Genomic DNA, 24,625 nt, shown 5'->3' on the forward strand with positions numbered 1-24,625 from the left:
GACCAATTCTTTTTCATAAATTTTTTCATGTAGAGCTCTCCCTGCCGCTGAATCAGTGATTCAGCAGCATTCTTTCTTTTTTCAATGAGCAAAGCTCAATCTAAGAGTTGTTTCTTTCTCTTATTCGTGTTTCATTCTCTTGTTCGTTACGAAGATGACTGCGGCACCAACCATGAGGATCGCACCAGCTACGTAGAGCATCGTCGTACCCATACCACCTGTGGATGGGAGTTGAGCACCCTTTGTGTTGACAATCACTTGACCGGCTACATTTACCTTAAAATCAGTAGTTTGCTCATTGGTCGTCGATTCGGTAGTAACATTTCCATCCTTATCTTTATACCATTTAATCGTCGTGGTAGAGCTTGACAGTTCAGTTGCGGTCACAGTTTTTGATCCTTGAAGCAGGTTATATCCATTTGGAGCAACCGTCTCTTTTACGTCATAATTCAAATCTTTAGAATCTGTACCTTCATTGGCAATTCCTTTGATGATAACAATTCCGGTTGCTGGTGTAGTAATAGTTGCGGTTCCATTTGGATCATAAAGATAGACGTTATTTCCATCGTCATCTTGCGTTGGACCACTTACTTTAATCGGTGTAGTCGATCCTTGTGGGGTTACAGTAAATTGTGCACCTTGCAGAGGATTACCCTTTTCATCTGTTTTCACAATTCCTAATCCATACGTTTTTACAGTGGTAGAGTTTTCTCCACCTGTTGGATAAATTGGAGTATCCTTGCCAAATTCTGTGTATCCAAATTTACCAGTATTCTTTGTGTTCGTGTCACTGTTCAAATCAGCCGTGTTTTGAACAGTCGCCTTATAAGTAACTTTTACAATACTATTAGTTTCATAATAAAAAATTGGATTTTCTGCAGTTCCCGTTGCCCATGGAAGAGTCAAAGTAAAACTTTGATTATCACTACCCATTTTAACTGTAGCTTGAGCTGTAACATCTACCGAAGTTCCATTCGGATTAGATTCTGTAATTGTCGACTTCGGAGTCACTGTAACTGTAACGTCAACCGTATTGTTGTTATTCATTACATACTTCAAACCATTTCCCAAAGTATCTTCAAACTGATAACTTTTGATAGGTTTGTCATGATTATAGTTTGTTGCTACAATACTCATTTGATAATCAATAGTATCTCCAAAATTTGCTGAAACTTCTGTTTTCTCACCATTTTTAACAATAGTTTTCAAATTACCATCAGTTGTCGGTCCACCTTGGTTCTTATCAATAACTGTTGCGCTTGGATTGGCTGCATTGATAGTCACTGTTGCGCCTAAACTGCTTGAGACAAAATAGTATCCAAATTGTAATTGAGTAAATTTCATGCTCGTTGCAATTGCTGCTGTAGGAGAAACTGTGCTTTCGATTCCAGATGGGGCTGTCCAACCTTCCGAAGTAGGATCTCCGATTTTCTCTTTCAAGAAATCAATAATTTCTGAGCCAGTCTTTCCGTCTTTAATTTCTACTTGCCATTCGTCTCCTACTTTATTTGTAAATGTAAATGGGGAATCATCTCCACTAAGCAAGTTTTTAACTGCCGTGGTTGCTGTATAAGCCGTTGCATTGGTTCCGTTTGTACCATTAAAGATCTTATAAACTCCATACGATTGACCAATCGTAGTATTAGAAACAGTAATTTCTCCCGTTCCATCTTTTCCTGAAGGAACAGTTTGTAAAGTCTCCGCCGCTTTCACATTCGCCGCCGTCAATCCGACAACCATCATGAACGCCGCAAAGATAGATAAAAGTTTCTTTAAAGATTTCATAATTTATGTTTTCCTTTCTTATCTTTAAATCTTTTTGTTCGTTATCGGCTGGAAAGAAAGACTGGTTTTCTTTTTCCTCTTTCTTCCCATACAAACCGTGAAAGAATCATATGTATCACGAATACAACCCCTTGAAAGAGGTCTAGGATCAGAGGCTCCCCTTACTTGTTACTTTCCTCCTTTCCCAGTCTTGTTTCTTTTCGACCTCTTTTTGTATCCGTACATTAAGCTGGATGCAGCAATGATCGCTCCTCCGCTGAATGTAAATAATTTGGTTCCGGTTCCTCCGGTGTTTGGCAGGGATTGACCTGGTTCATTCACAATATTTACAGAATCTTTGTTGTAGTATTTCCAACGATCATGGGATATGCTTCCGCTTTTATTCTTATCTGTAAAACCAAGAAGTTTTCCCTCTTCAATCACTTCATTTCCTGTGCTATTCAAATCTTTTAGCGAATAGTACAGTTGAACCTTTTTTCCTCTATCTTCTCTTGCCTCAATTACAAGTTCCCAAGGCTTTTGCGCTTTTGTATATCCATCCGGACTTACGATTTCCACTAAGTAGTAAGTTCCCACCGATAAATCAGTCAAAGCTATTTTCCCGTTTGAATCGGATGTAATCGGATTATTATCTAGATTGATGCGAATGCCTTTGTATACTTCCGCCAAACCAGAAATCGGTTGTCCTTGTTCATCTTTTTTGTACAAGTCAAATTTCGCACCACTTAATGGTGTTTTGCCATTACCTATTTTGGTAAGAGTTAAATCTGTTCGAATAATTTGAATAACCGGTTTGTTGTACAGGAGATTATAATTCTGGTTTTTAAAGGTAAAACTGAAAGCCCCTGAAGTATTCGAATACAGTCCCTTTTTATTTTCTGAGGTAGCTCCTGTTTCATCCTCTCCAATATTTTCATATCCTTTATTACCCTCGGTATTATAAGCATTTTTATTCGCATAAACATTGAACGAGAGTTCATACAAGAAACTAGCATCCATCTTCCAATTCGGGTTAAAGGAAAGCGTAATTGTTTTTCCTTCTATTTTCACAGATGGTTTAATCGTATCTCTGACTGAAATTTTTCCTCCGACTCCATCCAGCTCAACATCTTTTCCAGCTCCTCCCCACCAGTCTCCTGCTGAAACCAAAGAATTAGTAAATTCTCCAGAAGTATTTAAAGAATTTGATTTAAAAATTTCTACTCCAGTAGAATCTTGCTTTTTACCTCCTTTATAAGCTTTCAAAACAATTCCATAATCACTCGAATCAAAATCAACATAATCAGATAATGTATCCATCATTTTTCCATTAGTACAAGTAGGACCTTGAGAAAGAATAATTAAATCCTCTTTTAAAGACTCTGTATTTTGAGAACTAATGAATTTTCCAGAACTCGATAATGTATCTAAGAATTGATTGTTAGTATTCGATCCATAATAAATTGTATTGATAGTTACTAACTTTTCTTTAGCAAACTCCTTGAATGTATTGATTCCAGTCATAGTCGCTGTGGTTGGATATTTATATTCTTTATCCTTACGATCATAATAGTCCTCTGTTGTATTTCCATTCCCTTCTCTTCCCTTCCATGACGAGATCTGGCCTTCATAATTGTTCATATAATATGTTGGCTTGCCATCACTAATAAAAATCATCACTTGTTTATGAGTCGGGTCACTATTGTTTAAAATCATATAATAAGCTTGTTGTAAACCAGCCATATAATTGGTTCCCCCACCAGCACTCAAACTAAAATCTGATAAAGTATGAGTATATGAGAATTTTTGTTCTGCACTAGTGGCGAACGATACCATTGCCACTCGATTATTTGTATTGCAAGCCAAAAACTGATTAGAAATATTTTTTATTACCGTTTTTACTCCAGATATACTTCCGCTCATACTTCTAGAAGTGTCTACTACAAATAGAAGATCAACTGGATTTTCACCAGAAATTGGTCCTGATGATATCGAAATCCGATAATCATCTCTCTTTTGCTGTGCCTTTGTTCCCATATATTCAATAGATTTTGAATGTAGTACTTTATTAGGATCTTGATTGCTATCTAATTCTATGCCTTCTACCGTTTTGAGTTTCAAATTTGGCTTTTCATACTCAGAAACTATCAAACCATTAGAATCTTCCTCATTTTCACCATCTTTTTGATATAAATTGGTTAAACTAATATTAATCTTTCTCTTTTGCAAATCTCCAGAAGGTGCTATATTCGGTTTATTTTGCGTCTCAGCTTTAATCACATCTTTCTCACCGATGATTACTCGGTAAGAATAAAATCCATTAGTATAATTTACTTCAAATTCATATTCTGAATCGTTCGCATTAGGTAAATTAAACCAATACTCCTCGTTTTCAGGATCTTCTTCGTTGTATTGCCACTGGTAAGAAAGCTCATCTAAATTCGCAATATTTTTAGTTACCGCTTTTAAAGTGACTTCATCGCCAATTTCATATTCTTCATCCAAGCCTTCAATTTCGACTTTCTTTACCCCGACAATGATCTCCGCTTCAAATACGGAGAAAGAATCGGTTTTAAATGTGGTTTCAACCGAACCGTCTTCTAACGCTTTGACATCTGAACTGATCGTTTCCGTTGAGCCGTCTTTCTTATAGTGGATATAATCGACGATTTCAGAACCATCCAGCTTTTCATCCAAATATTTGATAGAAATTTCCACTTCGGCGTTTGGTTCCACTTCTTCCTGTCCTAAATAAAATCCAATATCAAATCGTGGATTTCCATTTTCGGCATCTTCCAGTTTGGTGACAGTCAACTGCGCGCCTTCCGGAATGTTCGCTTTTTCCGTATACGTAGCCGTCACTTCCACCGTTTCCGCTTCGTCTTTGGCAGTCTGGGTGATTTTATTTTCTTCTTTCTTTTCCAGTTCTTCACCTGCCAGTGGTGTATCCTCTTCTATGATCTCAATTTGGTCGTTTAGATAGGCGATCACCTTGTCCTTGTTGACTCGCTCCTCTTTTACTTCGCCTTCCACATCGCCTTCGATAACTCGGATTTCCTTTTTTAAGTCGTCGATACTGGTGACGATACCGGTTCTTAGTTCTCCTTTGTCATTTCTGAAGAATACAACGTTTCCTTCCTCGCCTTCTTCTTTCTGGTCGTGGATCGTTTTGTTTTGCCATTTGCTTGCGTCTTTGTCATAGCTCATTTGCACGTTGGCATATTTCAAAACGTAACCTGTAAAATAGTTGTTCCAGTCGCCGTATTTGTCTTCATAAAGATGGCCGTATCTTGTGTAGTAGTGCTCTTTTTCTTCTTCGTCGATTTCGAAGTTGTTTTTATTTTCCTTGGTTCCCAACTCGTTCTTAGCGACGGTCAGGATTCTTGTTTTGGCATCCTCTTCATTGTTGATGTCTTGATATGCCTTTTCCCAATCGGCTGGATCTTCCACGTCTTCTTTGTTGGACTCGCAAATTCTTGTGTGTTCATGCTCTTCCTTGCCGCATTGGAGTTCTTCGCTCTTGTAGCACTCGTCGCTATGTGTATGGCCTTCGGTCGGTTCGGATTCCTCCTTGCCGCATGTTTGGGTTGTTGTCGTTTCATAGCATTCGTCCGTGTGGACGTGGGTTTCGCTTTCTTCCAAACCGCAAATGAGGTTTCTTACTTCCTCGTAGCACGTTTCATCGTGTACATGGCCTTCGCTGGCTTCGGATTCCTCTTTGCCGCAAAGCGGGGTTTCGCTTACATAACAGTTTTCCGTATGGGTATGCTCTTCCTTGCCGCAATACGTTTCCTTGCTCATGGTTACGGCGGGCAAAATGAGGGCGTACGTTGTGCAGAAGACAACGATACAGCTTAAAATGGACACGATCTGTTTCCATGACCGTTTCTTGTTTGTTTTCTTCATAATCTTTTCCTTTCTAGATCTTTCCGATTTTATTCAACGGCCATATGCGGCCTTCCAGTTTTCCGACAATCATTTCTTCGGCAATCGGCCCGATGGCTCTCGTTCTGGAATCGAGCGATACGCTGCGATGGTCGCCCATGACGAACCAGCGCTTTTCAGGCACTTGATACGGGTATTCCAAATCGGTTTCGCCTAGCGCTTTTTCCTGCACGTATGGCTCGTCGATTTCTTCGCCGTTGACGAACACGTTGCCGTCGTCGTCGATATATACCCAATCGCCTGGCCCGGCGATAACACGTTTGACTAGAATCTTGTTATTGTAATAGAAGGCTATAACATCCCCCGTTTTGAAATCGCTTCCCTTGACGGATAAAACGATGTCGCCGGCTGTCAGGTTTGGCGTCATGCTGGTGCCGTAAATTCGAAGCACGGGCAGCCAGAGCGTGGCGGCCAAAATCGCGAGGGCGGCCACGACGACGAGCACGCCCATCGTGCTGCGCAACGTTTGGCGATACTGCCTATTGTGCCGGACTCGATCTCTTTCTTTCTCCAACTCGGCCCGGGTGGGCATGTCCAGCCGTTTGTTTTCTCTTTCTTTTTTTCTCATGGTTTCCCCTGTCACTTTCTTCAACTTCCAGTTCGAAGTCGTCGATATTCGTTCCTTTCACGACGATCTTTAATGGATGTTCTTGTTTCCACGTTTCATCTTTCTTGTTCCAGCTTTCATAGGCTTGCACGAATTGATCGTGGAGCAGCTGCTCGGCGCGTTGCCGGACAAACACGGCGTCTTCGAATCGTTCGTACGTTCCTAAGTAGTAGCGGTGCTTCTTTAAGGAAATGAGCGCGACCCATTTGCCTCGTTGTTTTTGAACTCCCGTATATCCGCTCGTGTTGTTTTTGTGGAGCGCCTTGCTTTTGAGGGACTCAATGCACGTCTGGTCGACGTACGACAAACCGGGACGGCCTTTTTCATGGATCAGACAGCCGCAGCTGCGCGTGTTGCCACTCACTAAATCGTTGTAGGACGCTTCGGTCGTCCGCCCGCAATCGCACAAGCACGTCCAGACGACGCTGCCTCCCTTTCTTTTGGTGGTTGGCCGCAATGCCGTCAGTTTTCCAAACCGTTGTTTTGCGATGTTTTTTATGGCGCCAGCGCGGACGCAGCCGCAACTGGAAACCGGCTTCTTTTTTGTCAAATCGTTCGTGGCCACTTTGATCGTGGTGCCGCAATCGCATTGACAAAGCCACAAGTAACACGACCCTTTCTTTTCTTCCAGCCGTTTTAAAACGGTCAGCCGGCCGATCTTCTTTCCTTTCAAATCTTTCGTGTTTTTTCCTTTTCTCGAACAGCCGCAGCTTTTTACAAGCTCGCGCCGGATCTTATAGCTTTCAAGCAAAATCGTCTGTCCGCATTCGCATTGACAAAGCCAAAGATAGCTGCCCTTTCTTTTTTTGTCCGTCTTTTGAATGACGGTCAGCTTTCCAAACTTTTTGCCACTCAAATCCACAGACTTCATGGTTGTATTCCTTTCTGCAGGACGCTCCACTTTCGTCGCGCCCTCGCTCTTTTTGAAAAACAAATGGTTCGCTTTTTTTCACGAATCGAGCTAAATCTTTCTTTTTTCTCCCTTTTATTTCCCAATAGCAAAACACTTAGAAAACTCTGAAAAATTAAATCGTTTAGCATTATAAGTAAAACTCGGGCTTGATTATTTCAGGAGGAGCGAGTTTATAAAATCAAATTATGAAAGAAAAGAAAAAAATAAACGTTGAAATTGGAAAGTGTATTAAAAAATCACGGGAAGGCAGAGGATTGACGCAGGAACGGCTGGCGGAAGAAATTGATGTTTCCATCCAGTACATTTCCGACTTGGAGCGGGGCGTTGTCGGCGCGTCGACTTCGACGTTGATCAACATTTGCCGCATTTTGGACGCGAGCGCCGATTACATTTTATTTGGCAAAGATCCAAACACCATTTCCGATGTTTCCGATCGTTTGAAAGAGTACACCCCAAAACAAGTCGAATCTATGTATCGCATTATGGACATTATCGACGACTTTTATAGAACCGATAATGAATGAAAAAGCATTGCCCAAAACGGCAATGTCTTTTTCGTTGTAAGAGAGAAAATATTTTAAGAAAAAAGAATGGAACAAGATAAAAAAAAAGATGCCCCAAGGCATCGGTTCCAAGTATAAAAAAAAAGACTTAGCAACGTCCTATTTTCGCAGGCGCAAAGCCAACTATCGTCGGCGCAGAAGAGCTTGACTTCTGTGTTCGGTACGAGAACAGGTATTTCCTCTTCGCTATCATCACTAAATCCTCTATTAATCTACACGAAGAAAAGACAAAACGCAAGCTTTTTTTGAAAAAAATAAAAATGTTCTCTATTTTTTGGAAATGTTCGTTTGTGTTGACGTTCCTACGCCACCATGCTATAACCGAAACGAAAGAAGAGGGTTTCGAATGCTTAAAAGAGAACGGCTTCAATATATTCGCCAAATGGTGAATCAAAAGGGAATTGTCACGGCGGCGGAAATCATGCGCGACTTGAACGTGTCGGATATGACGGTGCGTCGCGACTTGGACGAGCTTGAAAAAAGCGGAAAACTGATCCGCATCCATGGTGGCGCGCAATCTCTGGGCTACAACTTGGATTGCGAGCTGTCGCTTCAAGAAAAATCGGCAGTCAATATGGCTGAAAAACAGGAGATCGCGCGGGAAGCGGCAAAACTGATCAAGGAAAACGACACGGTTTTTCTTGGTCCGGGCACGACGATCGAGCAGCTTGCCAAAGAAATCGCGGGACGAAACGTGCACGTTGTCACGAACTCGCTGCCTGTCTTTGATATTATCCGGCAATACGATCCAAAACGCGTGCTTTTGATTGGCGGAACATTCCGCAACCATACGGGCGTTTTTGTCGGCCCGTTGTGTACCGACACGTTAAGCCGGCTTCGCTTTTCCGCCACGTTCATTTCCTGCAACGCCTTGGCGGAAGATCAAATTACCACTTCTTCGATCGAGGAGGGACAAACGCAGGAAATCGCTCTTAACAACGCGCGATACCGCTATTTGCTAGTCGACGAACACAAATTCAACCGGGAAGATTTTTACGCTTACTATAAGCTTTACAACATGGATGGCATGATCACAGATTCCAAAACGAGTCCGGATATCATTGCGCATTACAGTCAATACATTCAAATCATCCAAGCGGGAAAGGGGAAATAACATGGAAGGCGTGATTTTTGATTTTAACGGGACGTTGTTTCTCGACAACGACAAACACATCAAGGCGTGGAATAAAATTTCAAAAGAACTTCGCGGTTATGGCATTACCGAGGAAGAGCTGCATACGAAAATGAACGGGGTCAACAACAAATACATCCTTCGTTATTTAAACGGAGGAAAAGAAGACGACGACTTAGAGCTGGCCTATTCTTTGCGCAAGGAGCAATACTATCGCGAATTTTGTCAGGCGGATACGGCCAGCTTTCATTTGATCGCGGGAGCCGAAGCGCTCTTCGACAATTTGAAAAAACGAGGCATTCCTTTTACGATTGCTTCCGCGTCTATCAAGGAAAATATCGACTTTTTTGTCGAAAGCTTTCATTTAGACCGCTGGATCGACCCAAACACAATCGTTTTCGACAACGGGGACTATAAAGACAAAGAAGCGATGTTTGTACAAGCGGCCAAAAACATTCAAGTGCCGATTGAAAAAGTTTGCGTGATCGAAGATTCGCTGGCCGGGGTGCGTACGAGCGTAAAAGCCGGGGTACAGGATATTCGCATCATCAATTCCGGACATATCGCCAGCCAGGTCGAAAACTTAAAACAAGTGAAACAAATTTGCGATACGATGGAAGACATTCAAATATAAAAGCGAGGTTTTCGCCTCGCTTTTATATTTTCTCCAAATCGCTTCGTAGGTTGCCTATGATTTAAATCCGAGCCAGTCCCTTTGATCCTTCACTCTTCCAACTAAAAGTATAAGTATATCTAAGAAAAATCATGAAAAAAGAATGAGAAGTCCTATTTTCTCTGGTAAAATAAAGATGCCTGTCCTTTGAGCGTGGTCGGTTCGGTCGGTTTGTATGCCGGAGTTCCGAAAAAACTCCGTTTCGATAGATGGAAACTGGATTTGCCGTTTCCGGAAGCGGAGGTGAGAGTATGACACCCTATGAAATCATATCCATTGTTTTGGATTTTCTCGGAGTTCTTACTCCTGTTTTCATCGCCTTCATTTTGTTGGCGCATGAAAAAAGCAACCACGAAAAGTGAATCTTTGGACGGATGAGCATTTCGTAGGTTGCCTATGATTTGAATCCGAGCCAGCCGCTTTGACAAAGGGCAGGTTCTTTTTACATTCTCATTATAGCACACATTTCTTTCCTATCAATCGTTTGCCTTTTTTCTTTCCTGTTCGCCTATCCTCTATAAAAAAAAACAACCACGAAAAGTGAATCTTGCCGGATGAGCATTTCGTAAGTTGCTTATGAAATAATAAATCCGAGCCAGCCGCTTTGACAAAGGGCAGGTTCTTTTTACATTCTTATTATAGCACACATTTCTTTCCCTTCAATCGTTTTTACCCTTTGATCCTTCACGCTTCCAATCAAAAGTATAAGTATATCTAAGAAAAATCATGAAAAAAGAATGAGAAGTCCTATTTTCTCTGGTAAAATAGTTATGCCTGTCCTTTGAGCGTGGTCGGTTCGGTCGGTTTGTATGCCGGAGTTCCGAAAAAACTCCGTTTCGATAGATGGAAACTGGTTTTGCCGTTTCCAGAAGCGGAGGTGAGAGTATGACACCATTCGAAATTCTTTCGATTGTTCTAGATTTTCTAGGAATCATTACTCCTGTTTTCATCGCCTTCATTTTGTTGGCGCATGAAAAAAGCGACCACGAAAAGTGAATCTTGCCCGAGATTGCTTCGTAGATCGCTTATGAAGTAATAAATCCGAGCCGGCCGCTTTGACAAAGGGCAGGTTCTTTTTACATTTACAGTATAGCACACATTTCTTTCCTATCAATCGTTTGCCTTTTTTTCTTTCCTGTTCGCCTATCCTCTATAAAAAAAACAACCACGAAAAGTGATCTTTGGCAGGATTGTTTCGTAAGTTGCTTATGAAATAATAAATCCGAGCCAGCCGCTTTGACAAAGGGCAGGTTCTTTTTACATTTACAGTATAGCACACGTTTTTACACTTTGATTCTTTACTTTTCAACCAAAAATATAAGTATATCTAAGCGTGGTTGGTTCGGTCGGTTTGTATGCCGGAGTTCTGAAAAAACTCCGTTTCGATAGATGGAAACTGGATTTGCCGTTTCCGGAAACGGAGGTGAGAGTATGACACCCTATGAAATCATATCCATTGTTTTGGATTTTCTCGGAGTTCTTACTCCTGTTTTCATCGCCTTTATTTTGTTGGCGCATGAAAAAAGTGACCACGAGAAGTGAATCTTGGCAGAGATTTGCTCGTAGGTCACCTATGAAGTAAATAAATCCGAGCCGGCCACTTTGACAAAGGGCAGGTTCTTTTTACATTTACAGTATAGCACACTTTTTTTATCCTTCAATCCCTTGCGCTTTTCTTTTCTTCCAGTCTTCATAGTACGAAAATCATAAAATCTCTTTATATAAATTTCTCTTCGAACTGTGCTCTTGTTTTCATCGCCTTTATTTTGCTGGCGCATGAAAAAAGCGACCACGAGAAGTGAATCTTGGCGGAGATTTGCTCGTAGGTCACCTATGAAGTAAATAAATCCGAGCCAGCCGTTTTGATCTGGCCGGTTCTTCTTTTCCATTATAACGCAAAAAAGAAGGAGCAGAACTCCTTCGTGGTTGTTAGTGTTTAAAATGACGCACGCCCGTGAATACCATCGCGATGCCATGTTCGTTGCACTCGTCAATCGACAACTGGTCTTTAATGGATCCACCTGGCTGAATGATCGCCGTCACGCCGGCCTTGATGGCTTCCTGCACCGTATCCGGCATCGGGAAGAAGGCGTCGCTGGCCATGACCGAGCCTTGCGCTTTTTCGCCAGCTTGCTCGATCGCGATTTTCGCCGCGCCGACCCGGTTCATTTGTCCGGCGCCCACGCCAATCGTCATGTTGTCTTTGACTAAAACGATCGCGTTCGATTTCACGTGCTTCACGACGTTCCATCCAAACAGCAGCTGCTTCATTTCCTCGTCCGTCGGCTTGCGGTTCGTCACGCAGCGCAAGTCGTCCTCGCTGACATGATGCGTGTCCATTTCCTGCACAAGCAAGCCGTCGTTGACGTTCGTGTATTTCAACGCCGTGTTCGTGTTCAACGTCGTATCCAGTTCCATGAGCCGGATGTTCTTTTTCCGCGTCAGGATTTCCAGCGCGTCCTCGTCGAATTTCGGAGCGATGACGATCTCCAAAAAGATCTTCGACAATTTCTCCGCCAGCTCCACGTCCACCGGCGCGTTCAACGCCACGATGCCGCCAAAAATCGAAACCGGATCCGCCTCGTACGCCTTGTCCCACGCCTCATTGATCGACGCGCCAATGCCTACGCCGCACGGATTCATATGTTTCAATCCAACCGCCGCGAACTGGCCTTCGAAATCTTTCAAAATCTCGATCGCCGCGTTGCCATCCTGAATGTTGTTGTAGGAAAGCTCCTTGCCATGCAGCTGCTTCGCGTTCGCCAGCGAGTATAACGGCCGCATGCCTTTGTAAAACGCTGCCTTTTGATGCGGGTTCTCGCCATAACGCAAGTCCTGCACCTTGTCGAACGTGATCGTCAGGCTTTCCGGGAACTGCTCGTCGGTCTTCTTCGTCAAGTAATCCGCGATCATCGCGTCGTAACGCGCCGTGTGGCGGAACACTTTTGCCGCCAGCTTCTCACGCGTTTCCAGCGTCGTGCCGCCCAGCTCTTTGATCTCGTTTAAAACGAGGTCATAGTCGGCCGGATCGCACAAAACCGGAATAAACTTGTAGTTTTTCGACGCCGAACGCAGCATGCTCGGTCCGCCAATGTCGATGTTCTCGATGATTTCCTCGTGACTGACGCCTTCTTTTTGCACCGTCTCCTTGAACGGGTACAAGTTGACGCACACCAGGTCGATCATGTCGATGCCAAGCTCTTCTACCTGCGCCACGTGATCCGGGTTGTCCCGCACGCAAAGCAAGGCGCCATGGACATTGGGATGTAGCGTCTTCACACGACCATCCATGATTTCCGGAAAGTTCGTGATCTCGCTAATACCAATAACCGAAAGACCCGCGTCCTCCAGCGCTTTCTTCGTTCCCCCCGTGGAAATGATTTCATAGCCTTCGTCGATCAGTCCTTTGACAAAATCGACAAGACCGGTTTTATTCGATACGCTCACCAAAGCTCTTTTCATTTTTCTTCCTCCTTGATCGTTTCACTTACCTGCCGGATGACTTGCCAAAACAAGTCGTATTCCAGCGCGTGCACATGCGATTCCAGCGTTTCCAAATCCCAGGCCGGGTCGATCGCCAGCCGCTCCTGCCGGATGATCGGGCCGCTATCCACGCCCTCGTCCACGAAATGCACCGTCACGCCCGTTTGCGGCACGCCCGCCTCGAATGCGTCCTGAATGCTGTGGGCGCCTGGAAATTCCGGCAAATACGCCGGATGCAAATTCATGATCCGGTTCGGATACGCCTCCAGCAGCACCTTCCCGATAAAGCGCATATAGCCGCTCAACACGATCAAATCGACATCATGCTGGTTCAAGACATCCAAAATCGCCGTTTCGTACGCCTCTTTTCCCGAAAACGCCTTCGGATTGAAATAGTATTCCGGCACGCCATGATTGCGCGCCCGGACCCTTGCGAACGCCTGTTCCTTGTCCACGATCACGCATGCCGCCTCGACCGGAAGCGATCCATCCTCCACATGGCGAAGGATCTCCTCCAGATTCGTTCCCGAACCGCTGGCGAATACCGCGATTTTTACCATTGCACGTCAACCTCGCCGCGATCCGTCACGCGGCCAATCACATACGAATCCTGGCCCGCTTCGCGCAGCAGCGCCTGCGTCTTTTCGACATCGGCCGGATCGACCGCCACAATGAATCCGATTCCCATGTTGAACACATTGTACATTTCCTTTAGATCAATGTTGCCTTTTTCCTGAATGAAATCAAAGATCTTTGGCCGCGGGAACGCCTTCGTGTCGATTTCGACCCCCATGCCTTCCTTTAGCATCCGCGGCACGTTTTCATAAAAGCCACCGCCGGTAATGTGCGACATCGCGTGAATGTCGACCTGGTCAAAAAGCGCCTCGATCGGACGGACATAGATTTTTGTCGGCGTCAACAGCACGTTCCCCAGCTTTTCGCCATCCAGCTCCTCGTACGCCGCGTGCGGGTCGAGCTGGTTGTCTTTGAACAGCACTTTCCGCACCAGCGAAAAGCCATTCGAATGCACACCCGTGCTCGGCAAGCCAATCAAAACATCCCCCACATGCAAATTCGACGAGTCTTTCAGCTTCGCCTTGTCGACCGCGCCGACGCAAAAGCCAGCCAAATCGTAATGATCCACGTCGTACATGTCCGGCATTTCGGCCGTTTCGCCGCCAATCAGCGCGCAGTTGGCATCCACGCAGCCATCCGCGACCCCCTTGACGATTTGCTCGATGACTTCCGGTTTGTTTTTGCCGACCGCGATATAATCGAGGAAGAAAATCGGCGCCGCGCCTTGCACAAGCACATCGTTGACGCACATCGCGACCGCGTCGATCCCGATCGTGTCGTGCTTGTCCATCTCGAACGCCAGCATGAGCTTCGTTCCGACTCCATCCGTTCCCGAAACGAGAACCGGCTCTTTCATTCCATACGCGCTCAAGTCAAACATGCCGCCAAACGCGCCAATCGAGTCGATCGCCCCTTTGACTTTCGTTCTCGCCACATGCGACTTGATGCGACGAACCGATTCGTAACCGGCTTCGAGATCGACACCGGCTTCTTTATATTTTTCTGCCATTTTTATTTCCTCCCATTTTTTGGATCGACATCGACATATCGACCATTCATGCAAGCCATACAGCTCGCAGGCCCTACACACAACCGAAACGCGTCCTCGTCCAAAAACCGAATCGAATCCGCGCCAAACAACTGGCACATTTCCTCGTCTGTGTACCGGGCCGCCGCCAGCTGCCCGGCTCGCGCCTCTTCATAGCCATACACGCAAGGATGGGCAATCCGCGGCGAGGCGATCCGCAAATGCACCTCGGAAGCGCCCGCCTCCTTCATCAGCTGGCAAAGCCGTTTCGCCGTGAACCCTTTGACAAGCGAATCGTCCACCAAATACACCCGCTTTCCACGCACGATGGAAGAAATCGCGTTCAGCCGCGTGCGAATGCCTTGTTCGCGCTGCTGCGCGGAAGGGCGAATGTACGTCGAGCCAATGTAGCGGTTTTTAATCAACCCGATCTCGTACGGCTTGTTCAAAGCGCGCGCGAACGCCGCCGCCGCGCTCATCGCCGTATCGGGCACCCCAACCACGATATCCGCATCCACCGTTTCTTCTTCCGCCAGCAAAATGCCGCAATCTTCCCGCACGGCGTGCACGTTCCGGTTTTCAAGCATGCTGTCCGGTCTGGCGTAGTACACGTACTCCATCGCGCAAGGGCGCGCCGGCTCTCCGTCCCCGGTTTCAAAGCTTTGCGCCCCTTCCAGGCCCAGCCGGATCAGCTCGCCCGGCCGCACTTCCCGCATCGAGTCGATATCGAGCATCGTAAACGCCGCGCTTTCGCTGGCGACCACCGTGGACGCGCCGCTTTGGGCGATCCAAAGCGGATGGATACCGTCGGGCGAGCGCATCGCGTACATCGTGTTTTTCGTCATGACGACAAACGTGTACGAGCCTTCCAGCTTCGAGCACGCTTGCATGATCTTCTCAAACAAATGACCCGGATAAAACTGGATCAAATGCGCGATCAGCTCCGCGTCGCTTACGCCTTGGAAAATCAATCCATCCGCTTCCATCGCGTCCCGCAGCGCCGCCGCGTTTTGAATCGTGCCCGTTGTCGCGATCGCGAAATGCCCCTGGTGGGCCCGCACGACGATTGGCTGCACATTTTCCAAATCCCGATCCTGCGCCGACGCAAGACGCACATGCCCCAGCGCGCTGCATCCATTCAGTTCCGCCAAAACGCCCTCTTGGAAAATCTCGCTCAGCATCCCGTTGTTTTTTTCGCACACGACCCGCTCGCCATCCGTGCACGCCATGCCTGCCGCGTCCTGGCCGCGATGCTGCAAGGAATGAAGCACGTAATACAAGGCGCGCGCCGCGTCGTTCATGTGGTAAATCGCGCCCAGCGCGGACAGGCTTTGCGGTTCAAACCGGTTCATCCGTTTTTCTTGTGCGTGAAGAACCGCACGCCGTTCGCGAAAATATTTTGGTCTTTGTCGCCGGAAATGTTTTGGAACAAGCCCGGCTCGTACCGCTCGCTATGCCCCATCTTTCCGAAAATATGTCCATCTTCGCTGACGATGCCTTCGATCGCCCACGAAGAACCATTTAAATTATCCAAGCCATCCATCGTCGGCGCGCCTTCCTCGTTGACATACTGCGTCGCGATTTGTCCATGACGCGCCAGCTTGCGCAGCACGGCTTCGTCCGCCACGAATTTTCCCTCGCCATGCGATACGGCCACGCTATGCACGGCGCCTGGAACAAAGCTGGACAGCCAAGGCGAGTGCACGGACGTCACGCGGGTTCTGGCGATATGGGAAATATGCCGGTTGATGTCATTTCGGAACAACGTCGGCGATTTTTGATCGAGCGCCTCAATGTCGCCATAAGGAAGCAAACCCGATTTAATCAAAGCCTGGAATCCGTTGCAGATGCCAAGAATGAGTCCCTCGTTTTCCCGCATCGTCTGGATGGCGCGCCAGATTTTTGGATTGCGCAGCACGCTGGCGATAAATTTTCCGGATCCGTCCGGCTCGTCGCCGCTGCTGAATCCACCCACGATCATCAGGATTTGCGCCGATTCGATCGCCCTGGCCAGCTTGTCGATGCTTTCCTCGATATCGGCAACCGTCAAGTTGTTGAAAACGACCATCTCTACCTCGGCGCCGGCCCGCTCAAACTGCTGCGCCGTGTCGAATTCACAGTTTTGTCCCGGGAACACCGGAATGACGACTTTCGGCACATCGACCACTTTCCGCGACAACGGACACGTTTTTTCGTAAAGCGGCGTGTCGATGACCGCCTCGCTTCGCTCGTTGACGATGCGCGGATACAAATCGCGGTAGCGTCGTTCCCACGCTTCGATGGCCTTGTCGATCGAAATCGTCTCGTCGTTGATCGTAATCTCGTTCGTATCGTTGACAATGCCCATAAGCGAGAACGCCGGATCCTGAATCGTTTCCGTCGTTTCGACAAGCAGCGAGCCGATCTTTGGTGCGAACACGTCTTCGGATGTGCGCAGTGCAACGCCAAGCTTGTTGCCAAACGCCATTTCGCATACCGTCGCGGCGATGCCGCCATCCTTGATCGACTTGGCCGCCACGATTTGGCCTTTTTTCATTCGATTCAGCACATTGTCGAAGTTTCTTTTCAGCTGCTCGTAGTTCGGAACGTGTCCCGCTTTCGGCTCGTGCCGCACCAGATACACGTAATTTCCCGCTTTTTTCAAAGGCGCGGACACGATATCCTGGGTTTTGGCGGTTTTCACCGCGAACGTGATCAACGTCGGCGGCACATGCAAGTCGTTGAACGTGCCCGACATGCTGTCCTTGCCGCCAATGGCCGGCGTCTCGAACGCGAGCTGGGCGTCAATCAGTCCCAGCAGAGCCTGGAACGGATTCCCCCATTTCTTCGGATCCGCGCCAAGCCGCTCAAAGTATTCCTGATTGGACAGACGCGCCCCTTTGTAGTCGACTCCCATCGCGACCAGACGGGCGAGCGCCTCGACAACCGAGTAGCTCGCGCCCAAATAAGGCGAATACTTCGAAAGCGCCGGATCGTATCCGTACGTCATCGCGGAGCACGTGTCGGTCCATCCCAGCACCGGAAGCTTTTGAACGGATCCTTCTTCCGGCGTGAGCTGGTACTTGCCGCCAAACGGCATGAGAACCGTCGACTTTCCAATCGTGGCGTCGAACATTTCCGCCAAACCGATTTGGGAAGCGACATTCGGCAATCCGAGCACTTCGGCAATCGAAGCCGCCTGCGGGCCAAATGGATCGCTTTCGTATTCCGATGGCGCCACGTCAACGTCCTGATGCTGGCGCACGCCATTCGTGTCAAGAAACGCGCGCGACATGTCGACAATCGTCTTTCCTCTCCATGTCATGACGAGGCGGTTCGTGTCGGTCACCGTCGCCACCTGCACGCCGCCTAGGTTTTCCTTGTGGCACTCTTCCAAAAACCGGTCGAGATCCGCGGCCCGGATGCACACCGCCATCCGCTCCTGGCTTTCGGAAATCGCCAGCTCGGTTCCATCGAGCCCCTCGTATTTCACCGGCACGACATCCAGGTCGATATCGAGTCCGTCGGCCAGTTCCCCGACCGCGACGCTGACGCCGCCGGCGCCAAAGTCGTTCGCTTTTTTAATGAGCGTCGTCGCTTTGGGATTGCGGAACAAGCGCTGAAGTTTGCGCTCGATGAGCGCATTGCCTTTTTGCACTTCGCTGCTGCATTTTTCCAGCGACGTGTCGTTGTGTTCCTTGCTCGAACCGGTCGCCCCGCCAATGCCATCCCGGCCCGTCGCCCCGCCAATGAGCACGATGATGTCGCCTGGTTCCGGTTTTTCGCGCTTGACGTGGCTTTTTGGAGCGGCGCCTACGACGCCGCCGACTTCCATGCGTTTGGCAACATAGCCGTCGTCGTAAATTTCCTCGACGAACGTCGTCGCCAGTCCAATTTGATTTCCATACGAGGAATACCCATGGGCGGCCTGCTTCGAAATCTTGGATTGCGGCAGCTTGTGGGCGAGCGTTTCGGCAATCGGTTTGGTGATGTCGCCCGCGCCCGTGATACGCATCGCCTGGTAGACGTAGCTTCGTCCGGAGAGCGGATCGCGGATGGCGCCGCCGATGCACGTGCTCGCGCCGCCAAACGGCTCGATTTCGGTTGGATGGTTGTGCGTCTCGTTTTTGAACATGAGCAGCCAGTCTTCGTCTTTTCCGTCGACGTCGACTTTGATTTCAATGGAGCAGGCGTTGATCTCGTCGCTAACTTCCATGTCGTCGAGCTTGCCTTCCTGGCGCAAGTGCTTGCCCGCGATCGTCGCCATATCCATCAGCGTGGACGGTTTTTTGTTTTGGTGCACCTTTTCGCGCAAGGCGACGTAGTTGTCGTACGATTTTTGCAGTTCCTCCTGCAGTTTGTTTTCGTGGAACGTCACGTTTTCCAAAACGGTTTCAAACGTCGTGTGGCGGCAGTGATCGGACCAGTACGTGTCCAGCACGCGGATCTCGGTCATGGTCGGATCGCGTCGTTCCTCGTTTTTAAAGTAGTTTTGCACGAAGGCGATGTCTTCGTGGGACATGGCCAAACCAAGCGTCTGGCGCAATTTTTCGAGCGCGTCGTCGTCCATCGCCGTAAAGCCCTCGATGACCGGCACATCCTCGATTGCCACATCCTGGTCGTCTTCCAAAACGGAAAGGTCCTTTTCGCGCGCTTCCACCGGGTTGATCATGTACGTTTTGATCGCTTCGACTTGCTCGTCGTCCACGTTGTCGAACACAAGCAGCGTTCCGGAATGTATCGTGACCGCCGGCTTGCTGTTGAGGAGCATCAGACACTGGGTCGCGGAATCGGCCCGCTGGTCGTACTGGCCCGGCAAAAATTCGTACGCCAGAAACTTGCGTCCATCCAGATCGACATGGTCGAGCACTTTGTCGGTGACGATTTCCGAGCAAACCTGCGACTTGAGCAGCTCGATATCTTCCGGATCGGCGCCGAACACATCGTAAATGTTGTAGCGTTCCACCTTGAAGTCGTCGCGTAAGCCAAACGACTGCTTCAACTCCGCGGTCAGCGACTCGCTTTCCACTTGAAACCGGTCTTTTTTACAAACAAATATTCTTTGATCCATTTTTTTCTCCTCGTTTTACTCCACAATCGAATCGGCAAGCACCTTTTTTGCCTGCGCCTCTTTAAACGCCTCGACTTCTTTTTGCACGGCCGGATCCGCCAGCCCAATCATCTGACAAGCCAGAATCGCCGCGTTTTTCGCGCCCGCTTTTCCGATCGCGACTGTCGCCACCGGCACGCCGGCTGGCATTTGCACGGTCGACAGCAGCGAATCCATGCCGCCCAGCGCGCTGGTCTGGATCGGGATCCCGATCACCGGCAATGGCGTGGAGCTGGCCAAAACGCCGGCCAGATGGGCGGCGCCGCCCGCCGCGGCGATGATCACCTGGATTCCGCGTTCTTTCGCGTTTCTCGACAACTCCAACACCGCGTCCGGCGTCCGGTGGGCGCTCAGCACCCGCACTTCATAGCCGACATGCATTTCGTCAAGCTGCGCCATGCATCCTTCCATGGCTGGCATATCCGAACGCGATCCCATCACAATTAGAACTCTTGGTTTTTCCATACACTCTACCTTTCCTTCCGCAAAAAAAGCGCACCTATATTAGGCACGCTTCAAATGACCAGTTCATCTTCACTTGTTGCTTTAATCTTGTTAAGACCATAATCAAGACCCTCCAACAACTTTCTGCGAAATCATTCTACATGATTTTTGCACTTTTGACAATTTTTTTCCGCGATTTCTCCATTTTTCGAAATACGAAACCGCTTTCTCTTCCGCCTTCAAAAAAACCTGGAAAACAAATCCAGGCTCTTCTTCTATTCTTCTTCCTTTTTCGCGCGCATCACGCGCTGGTACAATTCGTTTTTCGAAAGATTCAAATCCTTGGCGGTTTGCTGGATCGCTTTTTTCGTCGTCATTCCCTCGCTTTGATAGCGCGCCACGACGTCCAGCGCCTCGTCCATCGACACACTCGTGTCCTGTTTTGGCGCCCCTTCGACGACGACGACCATCTCGCCCTTCAACCCGTCGCAGCTCTGGCGGATCTCGTCCACACGACCTCGCAAAAACTCCTCATGAAGCTTCGTGATTTCGCGTCCCAGGCACATCGCCCGATTGCCAAACACGGCATACAAATCGTCCAGCATCGCCTGAATGCGGTGCGGCGCCTCGTAAAAGACGATCGTGTACGGAAAGTCACGCAGCGCTTCGAGCTGCTTCACCCGTTTTGTCGTCTTGGCGTCCAGAAAGCCGTAAAACAAGTAGTGGCGCGCGTCCAGTCCGCTGGCGACTAGCGCGTCCAACGCCGCGTTGGGCCCGGAAACCGGAATCACGGCGATGTCGTGCTCAACGCAGGTGCGCACAAGTTTTTGCCCGGGATCCGATACGAGCGGATAGCCGGCGTCCGAAATGACCGCCACGCTTTCGCCCGCCTCCAGACGGTCCAGGATTTTCGGAATGCTGACGTCCTGGTTGTGCTCGTGGTGGGAAAGAAGCGGCTTTGAAATTTCAAAGTGCTTGAGCAGCTTTCCGGAATTGCGCGTGTCTTCGCAGGCGATCCAGTCAACGGCTTTCAATGTCTCGATGGCGCGCGGGCTCATTTCGGAAAGGTTGCCAATCGGCGTCGGCACTAAATAAAGGGCGCTTTTTTGTTCGCTAAAGCTTTTTTGCTTGTTCATGCCGTTGTCGTTTTTCATGTTTCGCCTGTCTTTCTTTGCCGGCAGCCCGGTTTGGCTTGTCGCCTTTTCCGCCACGTTCGGTTCGTCCGGCTTTCGCGGATCGGTTTGGTCGCTCGTGTTTTGCCGGTTTTTCCCTAACGGATTCCGGTTCCCTTTCCTTTCGAGCTTCCTTTTTCGGCTCTTTTTTTGGTTCCTTTTTGACCGGCTTTTCCGCTACGCCTTCCATATCCGGCCAAAGCTCGGCGAAGGAAACGAATTTCACTTCCTCCTTGTTTTCGAGTTTCGCCTGTTTTTGGAGCACGTTCATGCTGGAAATGCGGTACTTGTTCCCTTCGTATGTGATGTGGGAGTTTATTTTTGGCAGTCCTTTGCGCAATTCCGTGTACTCGTCGTTTTCATAGCGCAAGCAGCACATAAGCTTGCCGCACTGTCCCGACAACTTGGAAATGTTCAGCGCGAGCAGCTGGTTTTTCGCCATGTTAATTGACACCGTGTCGAAATCGGAGAGGAACCGGCTGCAGCAGCATTCCATGCCGCAGTTGCCGATGCCGCCGACCATTTTCGCCTTGTTGCGCGGACCGACTTGCCGCAATTCGATGCGGCAATGCAGCTGGTGCGCCAAATCTTTGAGCAGCTGGCGGAAATCGACGCGCTCGTCGGAAATGTACGTGAAAATGACTTTCGCGCAGTCCAGCGTGTACTCGCAGCTGATCAGGTGCATGTCCAAATCGAGTTTGCGAATGCATTCGTGGCAGACGACCATCGCCTTTTTCGCTTTCTCTTTGTTGCGTTCCTTTTGATCGAGATCGTCTTGCGTCGCCTTGCGCAAGATGGGCTTGCATTCGCCTTTGACTTTTTTCTCGTCGTACGCCAAGGTCGGCACGCAAACTTTCCCGATTTCCTGTCCCCGTACCGTTTCCACGATGACGTAGTCGTTCACATGGTATTTTTCATGCGAGCCGAACGAATACGGTTTTTTGCTTTCTTCAAATTGTATATAAACCAAATAAGGGAATTTCGATTCCACCTTTTCGTTTTCTTTCATTTCCTCACAACCTTTCTGACGCGCGCGTACACTTTGTCCAGACACAAAGCCAGATCCACCGGCCGGTTCAGCACGTCGAGCGTTTCGATCAAAATCGCCGTCACGCCGATTTTTTGCTCAAAATCGAGCGGCGCGATGTCGGCGCGCTTTATATAATAGAGCAGCCACAGTAGCCAGAGCCGAACCCACTCCTTTGTCGTGTTCGGCCCCTTTGCCGGAAACACTTCTTTTTGCATATGATAAACGGCGACGACGGAATGGATGTTTTCCAAAAACTCGCGCGCGCCTTCATGAATCGTTTCAAACGCTTCCTGCTCGAGCCACGTTTTCGCGTCCTCCAGCGAATAGCCGGCCGAAGCGAGCATCTTCGCGTTCTCCTCGGATGTGATCGCAAGCAAGCCTTCCTTGACGTAGCGCGCCGCGCCGGGACGAAATTGAATGAGCTGGCAGCGGGACTGAATCGTCGTCAACGTGTTGCCGGGATTTTCAACGAGCAAAATGCCGAACAAATTGTCGCCGGGTTCTTCAAGAAACTTGAGCAGCGCGTTGGAGGCGTCCGGCGTCGCCTTGTCGAATCCGTCGAGCACGTACACCCGTTTTCCGCCTTTTTCCATGGCGGTGACGGAAAATTTTTGCTGCAGGGCCAAAATGTCCTTTTTCTTGATTCGATCCAGCTCGACCCATTCCACGTCGATGGATTCCCGCGCGGCGTATCGGCGGCACGACGGACATGTCATGCACGCGAATCCGTCCTCGTCGGGGTGCGGGCAAAACAAGCTTTGCACAAACAGCAGGGCCGTTTCTTTCGTTTCCGCGCTTTTCGGCCCGGCAAACATGTACGCGTGGGCGATGCGCGCCTGCTTCAACGCCCGGGACAACGTGCGGTATACGACGGGCTGGTTTTTTTTGAACGTGGCTTTATCCATAAATGACCGACTCGATGACTTTCATGGCCGCGTCCGTCACTTCCTCGATCGAACCGGAGGCGTCAATTTTGACAATGCGGTCCGGATCGCGTAAAACAAGCTTCTCATACCCTTCCCGCACACGTTGATGAAACGCGTCATCTTCCCGATCAAGACGGTTTTTTTCTCCTCGCCGGCCCATCCGCGCCATGGCGGTTTCATTGTCGATGGCTAAAAAAATCGTCCGGTCCGGCATAAAATCGTCGATCGCGAACCGGTTGAGTCGTTCGACTTCTTCGATTCCCAATCCGCGCCCGATGCCCTGGTACGCCAGCGAGGAATCGAGAAAACGGTCGCACAACACGATTTTTCCTTGTTCGAGCGCCGGCGCGACGATATCGACAAGATGCTGCCGGCGCGCCGCCGCGTACAAGATGGCTTCGGTGCGCGCGTCCATATCGGTGTTGCCGGGATCCAGAAGCAAGTCGCGAATGCGCTCGGCGATCCGGCTTCCGCCTGGTTCGCGCGTGTAGACGACTTCGTGTCCAAGCGCCTTCAACCGCTCGACGCACGCTTGGGCGATTGTCGTTTTTCCGGCGCCGTCGTTGCCTTCCAATGTAATAAAAAAACCTTGCTTCATGCTCTCATCTCCTTCGTTTTACTGTATCATATTTTTTCTTTTTGTGTCATCTTTTGTGTGTTCCAATTCAAAAACAACTATAATAGAAAAAGAGAGGAGAAACGAACCAGCAATGTGTGGACAATTTTCAATTTTACCGGACGCGCTGCGTGCCTTGGAGACGTACGCTCCGCTTCCTTTCCCGCTTGTTGACGAGCGAAAAAACGAAACGATTTTTCCAGGTTCCTCGGTGCCTTGTCTTATCGGGCAGGACGGCCGTTTCCAAATCGTCGCGATGCGTTTTGGGATCGACTATCCGGGTTTCAAACGGCGGATGATCAACGCCCGCGCGGAAACCGTGCTGGACAAACCGATGTTTCGCGACGATTTTTTGCATCGCCGGCTGTGCGTGCCGGCCAGCTCGTTTTACGAATGGACGGCCAGCAAGGAAAAAGTCGCCTTTTTCGATCCGGACGAGCAAACGATGTTTTTAGCCGGTTTCTTCCAAAACGGGCAGTTTATTTTGCTGACGCATCCGGCCAACGCGTCGATGCGCCCGTTCCATCACCGCATGCCGCTGCTTTTGCGCGCCGATCAAGTCAAAGACTGGCTGTTTGACACGCAAAAGGCGATTGCTTTGCTTGAGCAGGAAAACGGGGATTTGCGTCATTGGATGAGCCATCAGCAAGGCACTTTATTTTAGA

General features: G+C 48.7%; 19 protein-coding genes and 1 rRNA gene. 4 read left to right on the forward strand and 16 right to left on the reverse strand.

What is annotated here, in order from left to right:
- Positions 1–120: 120 nt before the first annotated feature.
- From E5336_RS06220 to E5336_RS06235, 4 genes are all read right to left on the reverse strand, one after another.
- Entirely contained in the window at positions 121–1,785 is a 1,665-nt protein-coding gene (locus E5336_RS06220; protein WP_135980241.1) for a SpaA isopeptide-forming pilin-related protein, read from the reverse strand.
- A 168-nt stretch (positions 1,786–1,953) separates the two neighbouring features.
- Positions 1,954–5,670 (reverse strand): DUF7604 domain-containing protein, encoded by a 3,717-nt coding sequence (locus tag E5336_RS06225; protein ID WP_135980242.1) that lies wholly within the window; start codon positions 5,668–5,670, stop codon positions 1,954–1,956.
- A 13-nt stretch (positions 5,671–5,683) separates the two neighbouring features.
- Complete coding sequence (gene lepB / locus E5336_RS06230; protein WP_135980243.1) at positions 5,684–6,277, reverse strand: signal peptidase I; 594 nt, start codon at positions 6,275–6,277, stop codon at positions 5,684–5,686.
- Positions 6,189–7,187 (reverse strand): AP2/ERF family transcription factor, encoded by a 999-nt coding sequence (locus E5336_RS06235; protein WP_135980245.1) that lies wholly within the window; start codon positions 7,185–7,187, stop codon positions 6,189–6,191. The genes lepB and E5336_RS06235 overlap by 89 nt, the downstream gene beginning before the upstream one ends.
- Positions 7,188–7,414: 227 nt before the next feature.
- Between E5336_RS06235 and E5336_RS06240 the strand changes: the two genes are divergently transcribed.
- Positions 7,415–7,753: a helix-turn-helix domain-containing protein gene (locus E5336_RS06240; protein WP_135980246.1), complete on the forward strand. Its 339-nt coding sequence runs from the start codon at positions 7,415–7,417 to the stop codon at positions 7,751–7,753.
- 125 nt (positions 7,754–7,878) lie between these two features.
- Here E5336_RS06240 and rrf read toward each other — a convergent pair.
- Positions 7,879–7,992 (reverse strand): 5S ribosomal RNA (gene rrf / locus E5336_RS06245).
- Between the two features lie 146 nt (positions 7,993–8,138).
- Between rrf and E5336_RS06250 the strand changes: the two genes are divergently transcribed.
- Complete coding sequence (locus tag E5336_RS06250; protein ID WP_135980247.1) at positions 8,139–8,906, forward strand: DeoR/GlpR family DNA-binding transcription regulator; 768 nt, start codon at positions 8,139–8,141, stop codon at positions 8,904–8,906.
- Between the two features lies 1 nt (position 8,907).
- The gene (locus E5336_RS06255) at positions 8,908–9,558 is read left to right on the forward strand and encodes an HAD family hydrolase (RefSeq protein ID WP_135980248.1); all 651 of its coding nucleotides are present in this window, start codon (positions 8,908–8,910) and stop codon (positions 9,556–9,558) included.
- A 1,610-nt stretch (positions 9,559–11,168) separates the two neighbouring features.
- Here the strand turns inward: E5336_RS06255 and E5336_RS06260 are convergent.
- From E5336_RS06260 to tmk, 11 genes are all read right to left on the reverse strand, one after another.
- Positions 11,169–11,486: a hypothetical protein gene (locus tag E5336_RS06260; protein WP_135980249.1), complete on the reverse strand. Its 318-nt coding sequence runs from the start codon at positions 11,484–11,486 to the stop codon at positions 11,169–11,171.
- A 40-nt stretch (positions 11,487–11,526) separates the two neighbouring features.
- The gene (gene purH, locus E5336_RS06265) at positions 11,527–13,059 is read right to left on the reverse strand and encodes a bifunctional phosphoribosylaminoimidazolecarboxamide formyltransferase/IMP cyclohydrolase (RefSeq protein WP_135980251.1); all 1,533 of its coding nucleotides are present in this window, start codon (positions 13,057–13,059) and stop codon (positions 11,527–11,529) included.
- Complete coding sequence (gene purN, locus E5336_RS06270; RefSeq protein WP_135980252.1) at positions 13,056–13,640, reverse strand: phosphoribosylglycinamide formyltransferase; 585 nt, start codon at positions 13,638–13,640, stop codon at positions 13,056–13,058. The genes purH and purN overlap by 4 nt, the downstream gene beginning before the upstream one ends.
- On the reverse strand, positions 13,634–14,665 hold the full coding sequence (purM, locus tag E5336_RS06275; protein WP_135980257.1) for a phosphoribosylformylglycinamidine cyclo-ligase: 1,032 nt from the start codon (positions 14,663–14,665) through the stop codon (positions 13,634–13,636). The genes purN and purM overlap by 7 nt, the downstream gene beginning before the upstream one ends.
- Before the next feature lie 2 nt (positions 14,666–14,667).
- Entirely contained in the window at positions 14,668–16,035 is a 1,368-nt protein-coding gene (gene purF / locus E5336_RS06280) for an amidophosphoribosyltransferase (RefSeq protein ID WP_135980258.1), read from the reverse strand.
- Entirely contained in the window at positions 16,032–19,733 is a 3,702-nt protein-coding gene (locus E5336_RS06285) for a phosphoribosylformylglycinamidine synthase (protein WP_135980259.1), read from the reverse strand. Before E5336_RS06285 ends, purF begins: the two co-directional genes overlap by 4 nt.
- 15 nt (positions 19,734–19,748) lie before the next feature.
- Positions 19,749–20,237: a 5-(carboxyamino)imidazole ribonucleotide mutase gene (purE, locus tag E5336_RS06290; protein ID WP_135980260.1), complete on the reverse strand. Its 489-nt coding sequence runs from the start codon at positions 20,235–20,237 to the stop codon at positions 19,749–19,751.
- Between the two features lie 254 nt (positions 20,238–20,491).
- Positions 20,492–21,352 carry a 16S rRNA (cytidine(1402)-2'-O)-methyltransferase gene (gene rsmI, locus E5336_RS06295; protein ID WP_135980316.1) on the reverse strand — a complete coding sequence of 287 codons (861 nt, stop codon included), beginning with the start codon at positions 21,350–21,352 and terminating at the stop codon, positions 20,492–20,494.
- A complete protein-coding gene (gene ricT / locus E5336_RS06300; RefSeq protein ID WP_135980261.1) occupies positions 21,330–22,397 on the reverse strand; it encodes a regulatory iron-sulfur-containing complex subunit RicT in 1,068 nt (355 codons plus the stop codon). Before ricT ends, rsmI begins: the two co-directional genes overlap by 23 nt.
- A complete protein-coding gene (locus E5336_RS06305) occupies positions 22,394–23,323 on the reverse strand; it encodes a DNA polymerase III subunit delta (protein WP_135980262.1) in 930 nt (309 codons plus the stop codon). Before E5336_RS06305 ends, ricT begins: the two co-directional genes overlap by 4 nt.
- The gene (tmk, locus tag E5336_RS06310) at positions 23,316–23,942 is read right to left on the reverse strand and encodes a dTMP kinase (protein WP_135980263.1); all 627 of its coding nucleotides are present in this window, start codon (positions 23,940–23,942) and stop codon (positions 23,316–23,318) included. The genes E5336_RS06305 and tmk overlap by 8 nt, the downstream gene beginning before the upstream one ends.
- A gap of 112 nt (positions 23,943–24,054) precedes the next feature.
- Here tmk and E5336_RS06315 point away from each other — a divergent pair, with 112 nt between their 5' ends.
- A complete protein-coding gene (locus E5336_RS06315; protein ID WP_168353581.1) occupies positions 24,055–24,624 on the forward strand; it encodes an SOS response-associated peptidase in 570 nt (189 codons plus the stop codon).
- Position 24,625: the final 1 nt, after the last annotated feature.

This window comes from Dubosiella muris, from assembly GCF_004793885.1.
Lineage (GTDB): Bacteria > Bacillota_I > Bacilli_A > Erysipelotrichales > Erysipelotrichaceae > Dubosiella > Dubosiella muris.